The following is a 16,161-nucleotide window of genomic DNA, read 5'->3' as shown; positions in this document are numbered from 1 at the left end:
GACATAGGCCAGATTTGACGCAGTCTCAAATCGGATCGAGAGGGCGCGTCAGCGCTTGTCGGGGCCTTCGCGGGCCGCGATCTGCTCGACGAGATCGACGATCGAGCGGCGCATCTTCGAATCGGTGATCCGGGTGAACGCCTTGGTCAAGGCGAGTCCTTCGGAAGTCGCGAGGAAGTCCGAGACGTAAGACGGCGATGCGCCTTCGCTGAAGCCATCCGGCCCCGGCACGCCGCTCGGACCGCCCTCGAACAGGAACGACACCGGCACCTGGAGTATTTCGGCAATTTGCTGGATGCGGCTCGCGCCGACCCGGTTGGTGCCCTTCTCGTATTTCTGAACTTGCTGGAAAGTCAGGCCCAAAGCTTCACCGAGCTTTTCCTGGCTCATGCCCAACATGATGCGGCGCATCCGCACGCGACTGCCGACATATTTGTCAACAGGGTTGGGCGCTTTCGACATTTCCTCAGCCCTCCAAACATCACCTTCGGCGCAATCAGGAATGCCTCAGGTGTAAGCAACGTCAAAATCAGACCCTGTTATTGGGAAACATTGCGGAGAAATTTAGCAATACCCACTGTCTTTTGCAGCCGGTGCAGAATGAGGAGGCCGCGTGCAGTCTGTCAACCGTGGGACTACGGTTGTCAAAAGTTATCGGCCGCGGCTGCGTGATCAGGGATGCCGTTTGGCAACACGTCGGCGGACCGCCCAAAACACGGCGAGCGCGACAAGCATGGCCGCGGGTACATCGCCCACGCGCGCATAGACAGTCGGCGGGATCGCCGCGGGCAGATTTGCATCCAAAATGCCTTCGATCCCGAGACCGAGACTGGCGACGATGCGTCCCACCGGATCGATCACGGCGGAAACGCCGGTATTGGCGGAGCGAACCAGCGGCAATCCGAGCTCGATCGCGCGCATCCGCGCCTGTTCGAGGTGTTGGTAGGGGCCGGTCGAGATTCCGAACCAGCCGTCATTGGTGAGATTCACGATCCAGCCCGGACGTTCATTGGGTCCAGCCACCTCGCCGGGAAAGATTGCTTCGTAGCAGATCAGCGGCAACGCGGACGGCGCGCCGGGGACCGCCAGCGCATGCCGCACGGTGCCGGCAATGAAGCCGCCGCGCACACGCGTGAGTTGCTCGAAACCGAGCTTCTCCATCAGGCCCTGGTAGGGAAGAAATTCGCCGAACGGCACCAAATGCAGCTTGTCGTACACAGAGAGCACGCTGCCGTCGTGGTCGATCACGTAGATCGAATTATAGGCGCGTGTGATCGGCGTGCCCCGTGGCAGGTCGGGCGCGCGGACCGAGCCCGTGATCAGCACCGTGCCCTTGGGCAGAAGCTCCGCGATTTGCGCCATCGCATCGGCTTCGCGAGCGAGGAAGAACGGAAAGGCGGATTCCGGCCAGATCAGGATGGTGGCATCGCGCACGCCGGTCGATTGCGGTCCGGAGGCGCGGTCCGACAAGGCCAGATATTTCTTCATCACCTCCGCCTTGGCGGCGTAGTTGAATTTCGCGTCCTGCTGGAGATCGGGCTGCATCAGGCGCAATTTGGTACCCGCGACCATCGTGGTCGGATGCAGCGACAGGCGGATCGCGCCGAAGATGCTCATCGCAAGCAGGAGCGCCAGGGCCGCGGCCGGTGCGCGCCACGCCAGGCGGCGATCGGGCGTGCGGTCGATCAGCGCCGCCGGGCTCGCGAAGATCGCGACCGTCAGGAACGTCATGCCCCACAGGCCGATCAGCGACGCCGTTTGTGCCAGCGGCAGCGGCTCGGACAGCGCATAACCGAACGCGTTCCATGGAAAGCCGGTCAGCGCATGACCGCGCAGCCATTCGGTGATGGTGAGGCTTGCCGCGAGCGCAAGCACGCGCGTCGCGTTCTTGGTCCAGAGCAGGCGGGCGAGCGCAAAGCCCATTGCCGTGAAGATCGACAGATAGGCCGGCAGGCCCAGCACGGCGAACGGCGTCAGCCAGGCGAATACATCGGCGTCGACGAAGAAGGCGTAGCCGATCCAGTAGAGGCCGGGCACGAAATAGCCGAGGCCGAACCAGTAGCCGGTCAGCGCCGCAGCCGGGACGCCGCGATATCGGCCGGCGCCGGCGCCGTCAATCAGCCAGACCAGCACCGGGAAGGTGATGAACAGCACCGGGAAGGCGTTGAACGGCGCCAGCGCCAGCACCGAGAGCGCGCCGGCAGCCATCGCGACGAGCGCGCGCTTCCATCCCCAGGTCAGGATGATGGCAAGCGCGATCTGGCGAAATCGCTGGAACTGGCTCACTGCGGACCGGTCCCGTCGCTTGGCGGCGGGGTGGGCGTGTCGCTGGCCGCCGGCTGGCTGCCGTCCGGCGCAGCCTCGCGGCGTCGGCTCTCGCGCTGGGTGCGCGGTGCGGGACGCTCCTTCCGCGTCGAGATCCGCAGCCGCTTGACCCGGCGCGGATCGGCATCGAGCACCTCGATCTCGTAATGGCCGGGGCCCGAGATCACCTCGCCGCGCACCGGCAGGCGGCCGACGAAGCTGACGAGATAGCCGCCCAGCGTCTCCACTTCCTCGCCGGCCTCGCCGGTGACGAAGTCCTCGCCGATCACGGTGCGGACGTCGTCGAGGCTGGCGCGGGCGTCGGCGATGAAGGCGTTGTCGGGCAGCCGCACGATCGAGGGCGGCTCGTCGCTGTCATGCTCGTCGTCGATCTCGCCGACGATCTGCTCGACGATGTCCTCGAGCGAGACCAGCCCGTCGCTGCCGCCATATTCGTCGACCACCAGCGCCAGATGGATGCGGGTGGCCTGCATCTGCGCGAGCAGGTCGATCGCCCGCATCGACGGCGGCACGTAGAGCAGCTTGCGGATGATGCGCGCTTCTTCGAGCGGCAGCGCGAGATCGACCGTACGCAGATCGAGCCCGGCCGGCAGCGGTTTCTTGCGCTTGGTTTTCGTGACCCCCGACACGCGCGCACGCGCGGTCATGAAGGCGAGCAGATCGCGGATATGGACGATGCCGACGGGATCATCGAGCGTCTCGTTGTAGACTACAAGGCGCGAATGGCCGGCGCTCTCGAAGCGGTCCATCAACTCGCCGAGCGGGATGTCGCGCTTCACCGCGATGATGTCGGCGCGATGCACCATAACGTCGGCGATGCGACGCTCGTGCAGGCCGAGGATGTTGCGCAGCATTGTGCGCTCGACCGTCGAGAAGCCGGTGTCGTCGGGCGTCGTGGCGTCGAGCACGACCTGGAGGTCGTCGCGTACCGAACCCGCCTTCCAGCCGAACAGGCTGCGAATGGCACGCAGCAGCCAGCCTTCCGCGGTCGGGCGCATCACCTCGCCTGAGGTCACCACGACCGGTAAATTGGCCGTGTTGCGCGGATTGTCCTGAATCGGGTCCGAATCCGGCATCTCAATGCGTCCCCGGGCGGTCGGCATAGGGGTCAGGAATGCCGAGATGAGCCAGGATCTCTCGTTCGAGCGCTTCCATTTCCTCGGCGTCGTCTTCGTTTTCGTGGTCGTAGCCGACCAGATGCAGGAAACCGTGCACGGCGAGATGGCTCAAATGATGATCGAACGGCTTTTGTTCCTCGTCCGCCTCACGCCGCATGGTCTCGTAGGCGATCGCGATGTCGCCGAGCATGCGCGGCGCATCGCCCGGCTTCCAGTCGCCTTCCGGCTGCAGCGCGGGAAACGACAGCACGTTGGTCGGCTTGTCGATGCCGCGCCAGTTGCTGTTCAGGGTGCGGATGCCGGCATCATCGGTCAGCATCACCGCCACTTCCGCCTCCGCAACATCTTCGTCGACATTCTCGGCGGCGGCCGCCACGGCGCGCTGGATCACGGTCTCGGAATCGGGCTCCCGCTGCCAGCAATCGGCGACGACGAGGACCTCGGTGATGGGAAGGTTGGGGTGTGACATTGTCCTTGTTCCGAACGAAGGGGCGCCGTGTCCGCGCCCATATGGTCCGGTTGCTGCCTCGTCAGGATTTACCGGCGGCCGGCCGCTGCGGCGCCCCTTCGTAGGCGGAGACGATCCGCGCCACGAGTTCGTGGCGGATCACGTCTTCGGCCTTGAAATGAACTTGCGCAATGCCTTGGACGCCGCTCAGCAGGCGCGTCGCCTCGGCGAGGCCCGAGGTCTGGCCGTTCGGCAAGTCGATCTGCGAGGGATCGCCGGTGACGATCATGCGGCTGTTCTCGCCGAGGCGGGTCAAAAACATCTTCATCTGCATCGACGTGGTGTTCTGCGCCTCGTCCAGGATGATGGCCGCGTTGGTCAGCGTGCGACCGCGCATGAAGGCGAGCGGGGCGATCTCGATCTCGCCGGTTTGCAGCGCGCGCTCGACAATGCGCGCGTCCATCAGGTCATAGAGCGCGTCGTAGATCGGGCGAAGATAAGGATCGACCTTCTCGCGGAGATCGCCGGGCAAAAAGCCGAGCCGCTCGCCGGCTTCCACCGCCGGGCGGGACAGGATGATCTTGTCGACTTCCTTGCGCTCGAACAGTTGCGCGGCATGCGCGACCGCGAGCCAGGTCTTGCCGGTGCCGGCGGGGCCGATGCCGAACACCAGCTCGTGCCGCTTCAGCGCGCGGATGTAGGAATCCTGCGCCGCCGTGCGCGCACGCACTGGGCGCTTGCGCAAATTGATGCTGTCGAAGGTGGATTTGGCCGACTTGGCGTCGAACTCGAACAGCGAGCCCTGCGCGATCACAGCCCGGATCGCGCCCTCGACTTCGCCCTGGTCGAGATCCTGTCCCTTCACGGCCTGGGCGTAGAGCGTCTCCAGCACGCGGCGCGCGGCATCGCAGCCGTCGCGCGAGCCGCCGATCGTGATGTGGTTGCCCTTGGAATCGACGACGACGCCGAGCCGCCGTTCGATCTGTGCCAGATGCTGGCCGTAAGGGCCGACCAGCGCCGACGCGGCGCGGTTGTCGTCGAAGTCGATGACGACCTGGGTCTCGGGCGGAACCTGCATGTCGCGGTCAAATTTGCGGCTGGGAGCGATGGAAGAAGACGAATCCGATGCGCTTTTTGGCAAGGGTTCAGGCTCCAGTGGCGATGGGCGATAAAGCGGGCACGCGCGCCATGGCGAGCTCGCCGAGGAAGCTGTAGCGTTCGAGACTGTCGATCCGGACCGGCAGGATCTGTCCGATGATGTCGGGCGAGGCCATCACATGCGCGGGCTGGAGGAAGGCGGTGCGGCCGACGATCTGGCCGTCCTTGCGGGCCGGACGCTCGAACAGCACATCGACCGTTGAGCCAATCGCAGCCTTGTTGAAGGCCGATTGCTGGCTGTCGATCAGTTCCTGGAGCCGCTCCAATCGTTGGTCCATCTCGGAGGGGGACACCGTCTCCTGCATATCCGCGGCCGGCGTTCCCGGCCGGGCGGAGTATTTGAACGAATATGCCGCAGCGTAGCCGATTTGCGTGACAAGCGCGAGGGTGGCGAGAAAATCTTGCTCGCTCTCGCCGGGGAAGCCGACGATAAAATCTGATGAGAAAGCAATGTCTTGGCGTGCGGACCGGAAACGGTCGACGACCCGCCGATAATCATCGGCGGTATGTTTCCGGTTCATGGCAGCCAAAATCCGGTCCGAGCCCGACTGCACCGGCAGGTGCACGAACGGCATCAAGGCATCGAGATCGCGATGGGCTGCAATCAGACTGTCATCGACATCGCGGGGATGGCTGGTCGAATAACGCAGCCGCGCGACCCCCGGGAGCGCCGCGAGGTGCTCCAGCAGTCTGCCGAGCGGCCAGCTTTTTCCGTCCGGTCCCTCGCCGTGATAGGCGTTGACGTTCTGTCCGATCAGCGTGAGCTCGCGCACCCCGTTCTCGGTGAGCCGCTTCACGTCGTCGACGATCTTTGCCACCGGCCGCGAGACTTCCGAACCGCGCGTGTAAGGCACGACGCAGAAGGTGCAGAACTTGTCGCAGCCTTCCTGCACCGTGACGAAAGCGGAAATGCCGCGGGCGCGGATCGCGCCGGGTTTGGGCTGGGCGAGGAAGCCGAACTTGTCCTGAGCCGGGAATTCGGTCTCGATGGCGCGGCCTTCATGGCCGGCGCGCTTCAACAGCTGCGGCAAATGATGATAGCTCTGCGGTCCCACGACGACGTCGACCGCGGGTGCACGGCGCACGATCTCCTCGCCCTCGGCCTGTGCCACGCAGCCCGCGACCGCGATCTGCATGGTGCGCCCGTCGCGTGCGGCTGCGTCCTTGGCGACGCGCAGGCGTCCGAGCTCCGAATAGACCTTTTCCGAGGCCTTCTCGCGGATATGGCAGGTGTTGAGGATGACGAGGTCGGCGTCATCAGCGCTGGCCGTCTCCACGAATCCTTCGGGGGCCAGCGTGTCCACCATGCGCTGGGCATCGTAGACGTTCATCTGGCAGCCATATGATTTGATGTGCAGCTTGCGCGGCGGCGTCATGGAATCCGGAATTGAGGTGGGAGGACCGCCCTCAGATATAGGCTGGGGAGGCGAAAATCCAGCGATTGGGGGGGCTTTTCGGTCGTCATTCCGGGCGCGACGCAGTCGCGAACCCGGAATCCAGAGGTTTTGGCATGAGATTCCGGGTTCGATGCTGGCGCATCGCGCCGGAATGACGCCGAGAGGAGGGATTCAGCCCGCCAGAGTGTCCGCCGCGACCTGCCGGACCAGCTCCGGCAATTGCCGCATATCGTCGAACGTCAATCCGGCCCCGGCGGCCCGTAGTCTTTCAGCGTGGCCTGGCGGGCAATGGCTGCCACCGTGAAAGCCCAGCACGGTCATCCCGGCGGCATGCGCACCGGTCACCCCGGGGACGCTGTCCTCGATCACGAGGCACCGCTCCGGCGCGACATTCATCTGCGCGGCGGCGAACAGAAAGAGATCGGGCGCGGGCTTGCCGCGTGCGACCTGGCTCGCGGAAAAGATGTTTGGAGCGAGCAGATCGTAGAGGCCGGCGCAGGTCAGGCCATGGTGGATCTTCTCCGGCGTGCCGCTCGACGCAACGCATTTGGGCAAATCGATTGCGCCAATCGCTGCGGCCACATGGGTGATCGGCTGCAAATCGCTGGCATAAAATCGCAGCGTCGCCGCATTCACCTGGCTCTCGAGATCGTCGGGAAGGTTGCGGCCGATCTCCTGTTCGACCATTCGCCGTGCATCTTTCTCGGATACGCCGAGAAAGCGGACCAGCACCTGCTCCGATGTGATCGGATAGCCGTGTCTGGACAGCACATCCGCATGCGCGCGACAGGAGATCACCTCGCTGTCCACGAGCACGCCGTCGCAATCGAAGATGATGAGATCGAGAGGCACTTAGCTTGTGGGTTTGTCGTCGTCGAGCGGGACGCAATAGAGTTCGAGCCGATGATCGACCAGCTTGTAACCGAGCTTGCGGGCGATCTCCGCCTGGAGCTTCTCGATCTCCTCGGAGGTGAACTCGATCACCTTGCCGTCGCGCAGATTGATGAGGTGGTCGTGATGGCTGTCGCGCATCTGTTCGTAGCGCGCGCGGCCTTCGCGGAAATCATGGCGCTCGATGATGCCCGCATCCTCGAACAGTTTGACGGTACGATACACCGTCGAGATCGAGATCTTGTCGTCGACGGCGACACAGCGGCGGTACAGTTCCTCGACATCGGGATGATCGACCGCTTCCGCGAGAACGCGGGCGATGACACGGCGCTGCTCGGTCATGCGCATGCCGGTGGCGGCACAGCGCGCCTCGATGCCGGACGCCTTGGAAGCGGGGGAAGGTTTAAGACCAGTCATGTGATGTCCGCCTGACGGGGCGCTTTCTGCCATCAATGTTACGACAAGTCACGTCGCATCAGAAGTGCGTTCAATTGTTCCCCGTTCGGCTGCTTATAGTAGCGTTCGCGGCGTCCGACCACCATGAATCCGGCTCGGTCGTACAGCCGCCGCGCCGGCTGGTTATTTTCCTCGACCTCGAGAAATATCGTGCGCACGCCGCGTCCTGCCAGGTGGCCGAGATGGGTCATCAGCAGCGTGCGAGAGAGGCCGCGGCCGCGATGGGCCTGGTCGACCGCGATCGAGAGGATCTCCGCTTCGTCCGCGCCGATCCGCGACACCGCGAAGCCCACTGTCTTGCGGCCGAGGCGCAACCGGTGCACCAGCGTGTTGCGCTCGCTGAGCATGCTCTCGAACTCGCCTTCGCCCCAACCGCGCGCGAAGGAGGCGCCGTGGAGCTGCGCGAGCCGTGCGACGTCGCGCGCGACAGCCGGCTCGACGACGGCCGTGCCGCCGCGCCACCATTCCGAGAACCATCTCATCATGAGCTTGCGGCTTGTGCTGCAAGCGGCAGTTGTGTGGACGGCTTTGCGTCGGGCGCTCGCAGGTAGAACGGCCGCGCCGGATTAGTCGCGGGATCGGCCGCGGCACCAAGCCATGCGACCCAGCCGATGTCGGGCGCGGGCTGCGCGTCCACCGCGACCGGCTGTGGCATGTCTTTCGGCCAGCGCTCGGCGAGGATGTTTGCGGCATTGCCGACCAGATGCGGCGCGCCGAATTGCGAAGCCGCGATTGCCTCGTCGATGGGAGCGACGCCCGGCCGCACCAGCTGACTGCCGTCACCGGCCACGATCTGGAAATAGACGTGGTCGTGCCGCGCGTCGATCGCCGAGATCACCGGCGCCGCTCCGCTCTGGCCGACGACGGCGGCGGCATAGGCCGACAAGGTGGTCACGCCGACGGCAGGCCGCTTCGCAGCAAGCGCAAGGCCGCGGGCCGCCGAAATGCCGACACGCAGGCCGGTGAAACTTCCGGGGCCCATGGTGACCGCGATGCGGTCGAGCGCGGTGAAGGCGAGATTGGCTGAGTGCATCACGCGCGCGATCATCGGCATCAGCGCCTCGGCGTGGCCGCGCTTCATCAGAAGCTGCTCCTGCGCGAGGAGCTGGCCGGAATCGGTGTCGAGAACGGCGACCGCGCACGCTTCCAGCGCGGTATCGATGGCAAGGATCAGCATGGGGCCATCATAGCATCATCCCGGTCGTCATGGCCGGGCTTGACCCGGCCATCCACGACTTTGCGCCCCAAGAACGTGGATGCCCGGGACAAGCCCGGGCATGACGGAGTCCAATTGATGGGTCGCGCGTGCAATTTACATCGGCCGGACTTCGACCACGTCGGGGACGAAGTGCTTGAGCAGGTTCTGGATGCCGTGCTGGAGCGTCGCGGTCGATGACGGGCAGCCGGCGCAGGAGCCCTTCATGTTGAGATAGACGATACCGTCCTTGAAGCCGCGGAAAGTGATGTCGCCGCCGTCATTGGCGACCGCCGGGCGCACGCGGGTCTCGATCAGATCCTTGATCATGTCGACCGTCTCGGCATCGGCCTCGTCGAAGAATTCGTCCTCGTCGTCGAGCTCGACATCGCTCGCGGTAGCACCATCGGCGAGCAGCGGCGCGCCCGACATGTAGTGCTCCATGATGGCGCCGAGGATCGCGGGCTTGAGCTGTTGCCATTCACCGTTCGCCTTGGTCACGGTGATGAAGTCCGATCCGTAGAACACGCCGGTGACGCCTGGGACCTCGAACAGCTTTTCGGCGAGCGGCGAGCGTGCGGCCGATTCGCGGTTGGAAAATTCCATCGGTCCGCCGTCGATCACGACGCGGCCGGGAATGAACTTCAGCGTGGCGGGATTGGGAGTGGCTTCGGTTTGAATGAACATGGTTTTCTCCAGACGTCGCCGGTTCAAGGCCGGCGCGTGCTCTATCCACTAGCAGATGGCGACGGCGAACGCACGGTCAAGGGGCAAGCTGGCCGTTCACCTGTTATATCAGCGGGTTAAGGTGCCCGCTTCTCCTCTGCCGGCCAACGAGGCGAGGCGAAAGAGCGGCAGTCTAGGACAGCGAATCCACGCTTCGGTCGCTCAGCGCGCCGGAAATGACCGTCACCGGTACCGGGAACGTGCCAAGCGCGTGCGCGAGCAGCGAGACCAATGGCCCCGGGCCTTCAGCGCCCGGGCTCGCGGCGAGCACCAGCATGGCGATGTCAGGGTCCTCGTCGATCACCGCCAGCAGCTGTTCCATGGCGGCGCCCGCGCGGATCACCCGTTCCGGCGTGATCGCAGCGATGCCGTTGGCCCGGCCGGCGGCGCGGTCGAGCGCGGCTTCCGCCGCTTCCTGCGCTTCGGCGCGCATGATGTCGGCGACCCCCAGCCACTCCTGGCTCTGCTGTTCGGGCTCGATGATGCGGAGCATCACCACGCCGCCGCCGGCACGGATCGCCCAGCGGCTGGCGTAATAGACCGCGCGATCCCATTCGGCGGTGTCGTCGACGATGACGAGGCATTTGGGCTTGTGACCCGGCTCGAAGCAAAGTCGCTTGCTGGTCATGCATGTCCCGGAATGTACAGGGACGGCATGCTGCCACACTTGCTCAATCTATGGGAGAGGGAAGTCCCATTGACGCGGCCCCTTTCAAGCTTGTGCACTGAGCTGCGGGAGCGTCTACCACGGACCCGCTCGGCGCTCCTGAATGAAGCCTACGATCTCCTTAGTTCGCACCATGGTCTCGTTAGCAATTCGACCCGCGCGCTCGGCACCCTCTGCTAGCACAGAGTCAATGTACCTAGGATCAGCAGTTAGCCGCTTCATCCTATCCGCGATCGGCGAAAGCTTATCAACGCACAACTCTACCAGAGCATTCTTAAAAGTAGAAAATTGACCGCCGCCAAAATGGTGAAGCACGCCCGCTTTGCTGTGGCCAGACAGCGCAGCAAAAATGCCGACCAAATTGTCCGCTTCGGGTCGCGAGGCCAGTCCTTCCTCTTCAGTGGGAAGCGGTTCTGGATCGGTTTTGGCTCTGCGAATCTTCTGCGCGATGGTATCGGCATCGTCAGTTAGGTTGATGCGCGAGTTGTCTGATGGGTCCGACTTAGACATCTTTTTGGTGCCGTCGCGTAGGCTCATCACGCGGGTGGCGGGCCCAGTGATTAAAGGCTCAGGCATCGGGAAGAATACGTCATGACCATAGCCGTGACCGTGGATGGACTCGCCAAAGTCGTTGTTGAACTTCTGCGCGATGTCGCGCGCTAGCTCGAGATGCTGCTTCTGATCCTCTCCGACCGGAACATGAGTGGCACGGTAGAGCAGGATGTCAGCCGCCATCAATACGGGATAGTCATAGAGCCCGACCGAGGCATTCTCCCGGTCCTTGCCAGCCTTCTCCTTGAACTGCGTCATGCGGTTGAGCCAGCCCATGCGGGCGACGCAGTTAAAGATCCAGGCAAGTTCGGCATGGCCCGAGACCTGGCTCTGGTTGAACACGATGTGCCTATGAGGATCGATACCACTGGCGATGAATGCCGCGGTCACCTCGCGCGTGTTTCGTCGCAGCTCCGCCGGGCCTCCCCAGACGTCCACGCCTTGGGTGATCGCGTGCATGTCGACGACGCAATAGATGCAGTTGTGGGTTTCCTGCAGCCTCACGAAGTTGACGATCGCGCCGAGGTAATTGCCGAGGTGCAGATTGCCCGTCGGCTGGACGCCCGAAAAAACCCGTTCAACGAATGGCATGGTTAGCTGTCCTGGCAAGCCTTCCTGGAGATAATCGGGCGTCGTTTCCAACAGCGGCGCTGCCCCGTCAAGGGTATTTCGCTAACCTAAGGCGCCGGGATCGGGCTGGGCAGGGCGCTTCAAGGCACCGGCCGCCTCGCGCCAGGACGCGACGCGGAGGATTTGCAGGAGCAAGCCATAGACGACGATTCCGGCGGCGATCTGTAATCCCAGCGCCATGAAGCGGATGAGCCCATGGGCCTCCGAAGGCAGGAGGCCCGTGGTCAGCCACAGCAGGCCGCCCATGGCGAGCGCGGCGAGCACGATTCGCGGCAGCCGGTTGCGGGCGGCGGCATCGACCGAGAAGCCGAATTCACGCGTGCCTTTCCGGAGCAGCGAGATCGCACTGCTCCAGGCGCCGGCGGCAATGCTGGCGGCGATCCCGCTCGCGCCGAAGAAATGACCGAGCAGGATCGCGAGCGCGACCGCGACCGCGAACCCTTTGGCAGTCGCCAGCAGCGGCGTCATCGTGTCGCTGCGGGCAAAATAGGCTGGCGACAGCGCCTTGATCAGCACATGCGCCGGCAGGCCCAGCGCCAGCCACATCAGGGCGCGCGCCGTGGCCGCGCTGTCCTCCGCGCCAAAGGCGCCATGTTCGAACAGCATCCGCACGATCGGCTCCGCCAGCACGATCAGGCCGAGCGTCGCCGGCAGTGCCAGCCCGGTCGCGAGTTCCAGCGCGCGCGATTCCGCATGCGCAACCGCATCGCGATCGCCGCTCCTCACCGCGCGCGTCAGCTCCGGCACCAGCACCGTACCCATGGCGACGCCGACAATGCCAAGCGGCAGCTCGATCAGGCGGTTGGCGAAATAGAGCCAGGAGACCGCGGCGGGCGTGGCGGAGGCAATGATCGCGCCGGCCACCATCAGCCATTGCGGGCCGGAGCTTGCGATCATGCCCGGGATCGCCTTGGCAAAGAAGCCGCGCATGTCCTTGTCGAAGCTCACGCGCAGCGGTGTCGCCAGACGCGCACTTCGCTGCGACAGCAGCATCAGGAGCTGCAGCAGGCCGGCGATGCCGACGGTGGCCGCCAGCATCCACGCGGCGACGGTTGCATCGGCGTGCCACAGCAGGAGTGCTGCGATCGCGGCGATCAAGGCGATGTTGAACAGCAGCGGCGAGAACGCGGTAAGTGCAAAGCGCCCCTGCGCGTTGAGCAGGCCCATCAGCACCGTGACGGGTCCCGCGAAGGCGAGATAAGGCAGCATCAGCCGTGCATTCTGGACGGCGAGATCGAGCGATGCGCTGCCGACGAAGCCCGGCGCGATGATCATGATGATCAGCGGCATCAGAAGTGCAATCACGATCGAGATTGCGATCAGGCCCGCGCTGACGGTGCCGAGCACGCGTCCCGCGAACGCCGCCGCAGCCGCCTCGCCATCGCGGTCACGAACGCGCAGCCAGGCCGGGATCAACGCCGCATTCAGGGCGCCCTCGCTGAGTAGACGCCGGACCACATTGACGAGCTGAAATGCCGCCAGAAACGCGTCCGCCACGGCGCCGGTGCCGAGCAGCGCCGCGATCAGGGAATCGCGTGCAAAGCCCAGCAGCCGTGAAGCCAGTGTCCCCGTCGAGACGGTCAGGAAGGAGCGGATCATCGGAACTGCATAATACCGTTGCTTGCCCGCGAAGGGCCGGTCGTGATAGGCCGCGAGCCAGATTTCAGACCGACAGGAAGCGGATTTTCGCGGGTATCGCAATCCGCCAAACAGGATCAAGGTGAATGGCTGACGTGAAATATGACGTTCTCGGCATCGGCAACGCGCTGTTCGACGTGCTGGTCAAGACCGATGAAGCCTTCCTGGGCAAGCACGGCATGACCAAGGGCAGCATGTCCCTGATCGACGAGGCGCGGGCCGCCGCCATCTACGAGGACATGGGCCCGGCGACGGAAGTTTCCGGCGGTTCGGCTGCCAACACCATCGTCGGCATCGGCAGCCTCGGGGCGCGCGCAGCCTATGTCGGCAAGGTCAAGGACGACCAGATCGGGAAGCTCTACGTCCATGACATCCGCGCTGCCGGTGTCGCCTTCAACACGCCCGCGGCGAAGGACGGTCCTGCGACCGGCTGCTCCTATATCCTGGTGACCGACGACGGCGAGCGCACCATGAACACCTATCTCGGCGCCGCGCAGGATTTGTCGCCCGCCGACATCGACCCGGCCGAGATCGCCGCGGCCGGCATCGTCTACCTCGAGGGCTATCTCTGGGATCCCAAGAACGCCAAGGACGCCTTCGTCAAGGCGGCCAAGATCGCCCATGATGCCAAGCGCAAGGTGGCGCTGACGTTGTCGGATTCCTTCTGCGTCGATCGCTATCGCGACGAGTTCCTGGGGCTGATGCGCAACGGCACCGTCGACATCGTGTTCGCCAACGAGTCCGAGCTGCATTCGCTCTACCAGACCTCGGATTTCGACACCGCGCTCAAGCAGCTGCGCAACGACGTCAATCTCGGGGTGGTCACCCGCAGCGAAAAGGGCTGCATGGTGGTGTCGGTGGAAGACGCCGTCGCCGCCCCTGCATTCCCCATTGCCCGGCTGGTCGACACCACCGGCGCCGGTGATCTCTTCGCGGCCGGCTTCCTGTACGGTCTGGCGCGCAACCTGCCCTACAAGCAGTGCGGCGAGCTCGGCGCGCTGGCAGCCGCCGAAGTGATCCAGCACATCGGCGCGCGTCCGCTTGTCTCGCTGAAGGAACTCGCCGGGCAGCGCGGGTTGACGGTGTAACGCTCGTCTCTCTCCCGTCATTGCGAGGAGCGCAGCGACGAAGCAATCCAGACTGCCTCTGCGGAAAGAGTCTGGATTGCTTCGCTGCGCTCGCAATGACGATTGGGTTGGCAACCTACGCAGTCTTCGCGGCTTTCAGCCCCAGCCGCTGCTCGACCTCATCGCGCATCAGGAATTTCTGGATCTTTCCGGTCACGGTCATCGGAAACTCGTCGACGAATTCCACGTAACGCGGGATCTTGTTGTGGGCGATCTGGCCGTCGCAGAAGGCGCGCACCTCTTCCATCGTCAGCGTCTCGCCGGACCTGACGCGGATCCAGGCGCAGAGCTCCTCGCCGTAGCGGGTATCCGCAACGCCAAAGATCTGCACGTCCTGAATCTTGGGGTGACGGTAGAGAAATTCCTCGATCTCGCGCGGATAGAGGTTCTCGCCGCCGCGGATCACCATGTCCTTGATGCGGCCGACGATGTTGCAATAGCCCTGGTCGTCGATGATGGCGATGTCGCCGGTATGCATCCAGCCGTTGGCGTCGAGCACATCCGCGGTTTTCTCCGCCTCCTCCCAATAGCCCAGCATCACGCTGTAGCCGCGGGTGCAGAGCTCGCCCCGTTCGCCGCGCTTGACGATCTTGCCGTCGAGATCGACGACCTTGACCTCGACATGCGGATGGATTCGTCCGACCGTCGAGACGCGGCGATCGAGCGGATCGTCGACGGCGCTCTGGAAGCTGACCGGGCTCGTCTCGGTCATGCCATAGGCGATCGTGACCTCGCCCATGTTCATCTCGCTATTGACGCGCTTCATCACCTCGATCGGGCAGGGTGCACCGGCCATGATGCCGGTGCGCAGCGATGTCAGATCGAAGTTCGAGAATTCGCCGTGGTCGAGTTCGGCGATGAACATCGTCGGCACGCCGTACAGCGCGGTGCATTTTTCCTGCTCGATCGTCCGCAGCGTCGCGAGCGGATCAAACCCCTCGCCGGGATAGACCATCGTTGCGCCAAGCGTGACGGAGGCGAGATTGCCCATGACCATGCCGAAGCAATGATAGAGCGGCACCGGAATGCAGATGCGGTCCTGTTCGGTCAGGCGCATGGCGCGGCCGACGAAATAGCCGTTGTTGAGAATGTTGTGATGGGTCAGCGTCACGCCCTTGGGCGATCCCGTCGTTCCGCTGGTGAACTGGATGTTGACGGCATCGTCGAATTGCAGGGAGGCACCGAGCGTGGCGAGCTGCTCGCTATGCAGGGTCCCGCCCATGCCGGCGACCTCCTCGAACGGGATCGTGCCCGGGCAGGCGGGGCCGCCGATCTGGATCACGATGCGCAAGGCCGGTAGCCGCGCGGCGCGCAATTGCCCGGGCTTGGCGCTCGCAAGCTCCGGCAACAGCGTGTTGAGCATGTCCATGTAGTTGCTGGTCTTGAACGCCGTCGCGGTGACGATGGCGCTGCATCCGACCTTGTGCAGCGCGAATTCCAGCTCGCTCAGCCGGTAGGCCGGATTGATCGTCACCAGGATGAGACCGGCCTTGGCGGCGGCGAACTGGGTCAGCGTCCATTCCGGCCGGTTCAGCGACCAGATGCCGATCCGTTCGCCGCGTTCGAGGCCAAGCGCGACAAAGCCGGCGGCGAGCGCGTCGACCCGTTCGGCAAACTCCGTCCATGTCCATCTCACGCCGTGGCTGGGCGAGACCAGCGCCTCGCGATCGCTCCAGCGTCGCGCGGCCTGATCGAGGCTGCGCCCGATCGTGTCGCCGAGCAGCGGCGTGTCGGAGATTCCGCAAACGTAACTGTCGGCTTTGTCTGCCAAGATCATGTCCTCCAGCCAGCTGCGTGACGGACGGGACAACAAGCCCGGCCGTCACGTGTCGT

Annotated in this window: 16 protein-coding genes; 1 reads left to right on the top strand and 15 read right to left on the bottom strand. The window is 64.5% G+C overall.

Annotated features, from left to right (window positions below; translation table 11 throughout):
• Positions 1–48: 48 nt before the first annotated feature.
• The 14 genes from AC0L2F_RS32560 to murJ form a co-directional block, all read right to left on the bottom strand.
• A complete protein-coding gene (locus AC0L2F_RS32560) occupies positions 49–462 on the bottom strand; it encodes a helix-turn-helix domain-containing protein (protein ID WP_007603895.1) in 414 nt (137 codons plus the stop codon).
• Positions 463–672: 210 nt separating this feature from the next.
• Entirely contained in the window at positions 673–2,286 is a 1,614-nt protein-coding gene (gene lnt, locus AC0L2F_RS32555) for an apolipoprotein N-acyltransferase (RefSeq protein WP_473251184.1), read from the bottom strand.
• Positions 2,283–3,401 (bottom strand): hemolysin family protein, encoded by a 1,119-nt coding sequence (locus AC0L2F_RS32550; RefSeq protein WP_063996518.1) that lies wholly within the window; start codon positions 3,399–3,401, stop codon positions 2,283–2,285. The genes lnt and AC0L2F_RS32550 overlap by 4 nt, the downstream gene beginning before the upstream one ends.
• Before the next feature lies 1 nt (position 3,402).
• Entirely contained in the window at positions 3,403–3,912 is a 510-nt protein-coding gene (ybeY, locus tag AC0L2F_RS32545; RefSeq protein ID WP_007603891.1) for an rRNA maturation RNase YbeY, read from the bottom strand.
• A gap of 61 nt (positions 3,913–3,973) precedes the next feature.
• Positions 3,974–5,032, bottom strand: coding sequence for a PhoH family protein (locus AC0L2F_RS32540; protein WP_473251183.1), 1,059 nt, complete (start codon positions 5,030–5,032; stop codon positions 3,974–3,976).
• Positions 5,033–5,036: 4 nt separating this feature from the next.
• The gene (miaB, locus tag AC0L2F_RS32535) at positions 5,037–6,425 is read right to left on the bottom strand and encodes a tRNA (N6-isopentenyl adenosine(37)-C2)-methylthiotransferase MiaB (RefSeq protein ID WP_007603889.1); all 1,389 of its coding nucleotides are present in this window, start codon (positions 6,423–6,425) and stop codon (positions 5,037–5,039) included.
• A gap of 192 nt (positions 6,426–6,617) precedes the next feature.
• Entirely contained in the window at positions 6,618–7,298 is a 681-nt protein-coding gene (locus tag AC0L2F_RS32530) for an HAD family hydrolase (RefSeq protein ID WP_473251182.1), read from the bottom strand.
• Positions 7,299–7,754 (bottom strand): Fur family transcriptional regulator, encoded by a 456-nt coding sequence (locus AC0L2F_RS32525; protein ID WP_007598312.1) that lies wholly within the window; start codon positions 7,752–7,754, stop codon positions 7,299–7,301.
• A gap of 38 nt (positions 7,755–7,792) precedes the next feature.
• Entirely contained in the window at positions 7,793–8,278 is a 486-nt protein-coding gene (gene rimI / locus AC0L2F_RS32520) for a ribosomal protein S18-alanine N-acetyltransferase (RefSeq protein WP_473251181.1), read from the bottom strand.
• The gene (gene tsaB, locus AC0L2F_RS32515; RefSeq protein WP_473251180.1) at positions 8,275–8,970 is read right to left on the bottom strand and encodes a tRNA (adenosine(37)-N6)-threonylcarbamoyltransferase complex dimerization subunit type 1 TsaB; all 696 of its coding nucleotides are present in this window, start codon (positions 8,968–8,970) and stop codon (positions 8,275–8,277) included. Before tsaB ends, rimI begins: the two co-directional genes overlap by 4 nt.
• Before the next feature lie 135 nt (positions 8,971–9,105).
• Positions 9,106–9,675: a NifU family protein gene (locus AC0L2F_RS32510; protein WP_473251179.1), complete on the bottom strand. Its 570-nt coding sequence runs from the start codon at positions 9,673–9,675 to the stop codon at positions 9,106–9,108.
• Between the two features lie 172 nt (positions 9,676–9,847).
• Positions 9,848–10,342, bottom strand: a complete 495-nt coding sequence (locus tag AC0L2F_RS32505) for a universal stress protein (protein WP_473251178.1) — start codon at positions 10,340–10,342, stop codon at positions 9,848–9,850.
• A 114-nt stretch (positions 10,343–10,456) separates the two neighbouring features.
• Entirely contained in the window at positions 10,457–11,524 is a 1,068-nt protein-coding gene (gene trpS, locus AC0L2F_RS32500) for a tryptophan--tRNA ligase (RefSeq protein WP_473251177.1), read from the bottom strand.
• 81 nt (positions 11,525–11,605) lie between these two features.
• Positions 11,606–13,162 (bottom strand): murein biosynthesis integral membrane protein MurJ, encoded by a 1,557-nt coding sequence (murJ, locus tag AC0L2F_RS32495; RefSeq protein WP_473251176.1) that lies wholly within the window; start codon positions 13,160–13,162, stop codon positions 11,606–11,608.
• Positions 13,163–13,287: 125 nt separating this feature from the next.
• Between murJ and AC0L2F_RS32490 the strand changes: the two genes are divergently transcribed.
• Positions 13,288–14,289, top strand: coding sequence for an adenosine kinase (locus tag AC0L2F_RS32490; protein WP_473251175.1), 1,002 nt, complete (start codon positions 13,288–13,290; stop codon positions 14,287–14,289).
• A gap of 115 nt (positions 14,290–14,404) precedes the next feature.
• Here the strand turns inward: AC0L2F_RS32490 and AC0L2F_RS32485 are convergent, their stop codons facing one another.
• Positions 14,405–16,099: an AMP-binding protein gene (locus AC0L2F_RS32485; RefSeq protein ID WP_473251174.1), complete on the bottom strand. Its 1,695-nt coding sequence runs from the start codon at positions 16,097–16,099 to the stop codon at positions 14,405–14,407.
• Between the last annotated feature and the right edge of the window lie 62 nt (positions 16,100–16,161).

The organism is Bradyrhizobium sp. Ken64 (assembly GCF_055807555.1).
The sequence above is the reverse complement of the archived record's forward strand: the minus strand, read 5'-3'. Positions and strand labels throughout refer to the sequence as shown.

Coding starts and splice junctions, on each gene's coding strand:
- AC0L2F_RS32560 (WP_007603895.1), bottom strand. CDS start 462: ATGTCGAAAGCGCCCAACCCTGTTGACAAATATGTCGGCAGTCGCGTG.
- AC0L2F_RS32550 (WP_063996518.1), bottom strand. CDS start 3,401: ATGCCGGATTCGGACCCGATTCAGGACAATCCGCGCAACACGGCCAAT.
- ybeY (WP_007603891.1), bottom strand. CDS start 3,912: ATGTCACACCCCAACCTTCCCATCACCGAGGTCCTCGTCGTCGCCGAT.
- miaB (WP_007603889.1), bottom strand. CDS start 6,425: ATGACGCCGCCGCGCAAGCTGCACATCAAATCATATGGCTGCCAGATG.
- AC0L2F_RS32525 (WP_007598312.1), bottom strand. CDS start 7,754: ATGACTGGTCTTAAACCTTCCCCCGCTTCCAAGGCGTCCGGCATCGAG.
- rimI (WP_473251181.1), bottom strand. CDS start 8,278: ATGATGAGATGGTTCTCGGAATGGTGGCGCGGCGGCACGGCCGTCGTC.
- tsaB (WP_473251180.1), bottom strand. CDS start 8,970: ATGCTGATCCTTGCCATCGATACCGCGCTGGAAGCGTGCGCGGTCGCC.
- AC0L2F_RS32510 (WP_473251179.1), bottom strand. CDS start 9,675: ATGTTCATTCAAACCGAAGCCACTCCCAATCCCGCCACGCTGAAGTTC.
- AC0L2F_RS32505 (WP_473251178.1), bottom strand. CDS start 10,342: ATGACCAGCAAGCGACTTTGCTTCGAGCCGGGTCACAAGCCCAAATGC.
- trpS (WP_473251177.1), bottom strand. CDS start 11,524: ATGCCATTCGTTGAACGGGTTTTTTCGGGCGTCCAGCCGACGGGCAAT.
- murJ (WP_473251176.1), bottom strand. CDS start 13,162: ATGATCCGCTCCTTCCTGACCGTCTCGACGGGGACACTGGCTTCACGG.
- AC0L2F_RS32490 (WP_473251175.1), top strand. CDS start 13,288: ATGGCTGACGTGAAATATGACGTTCTCGGCATCGGCAACGCGCTGTTC.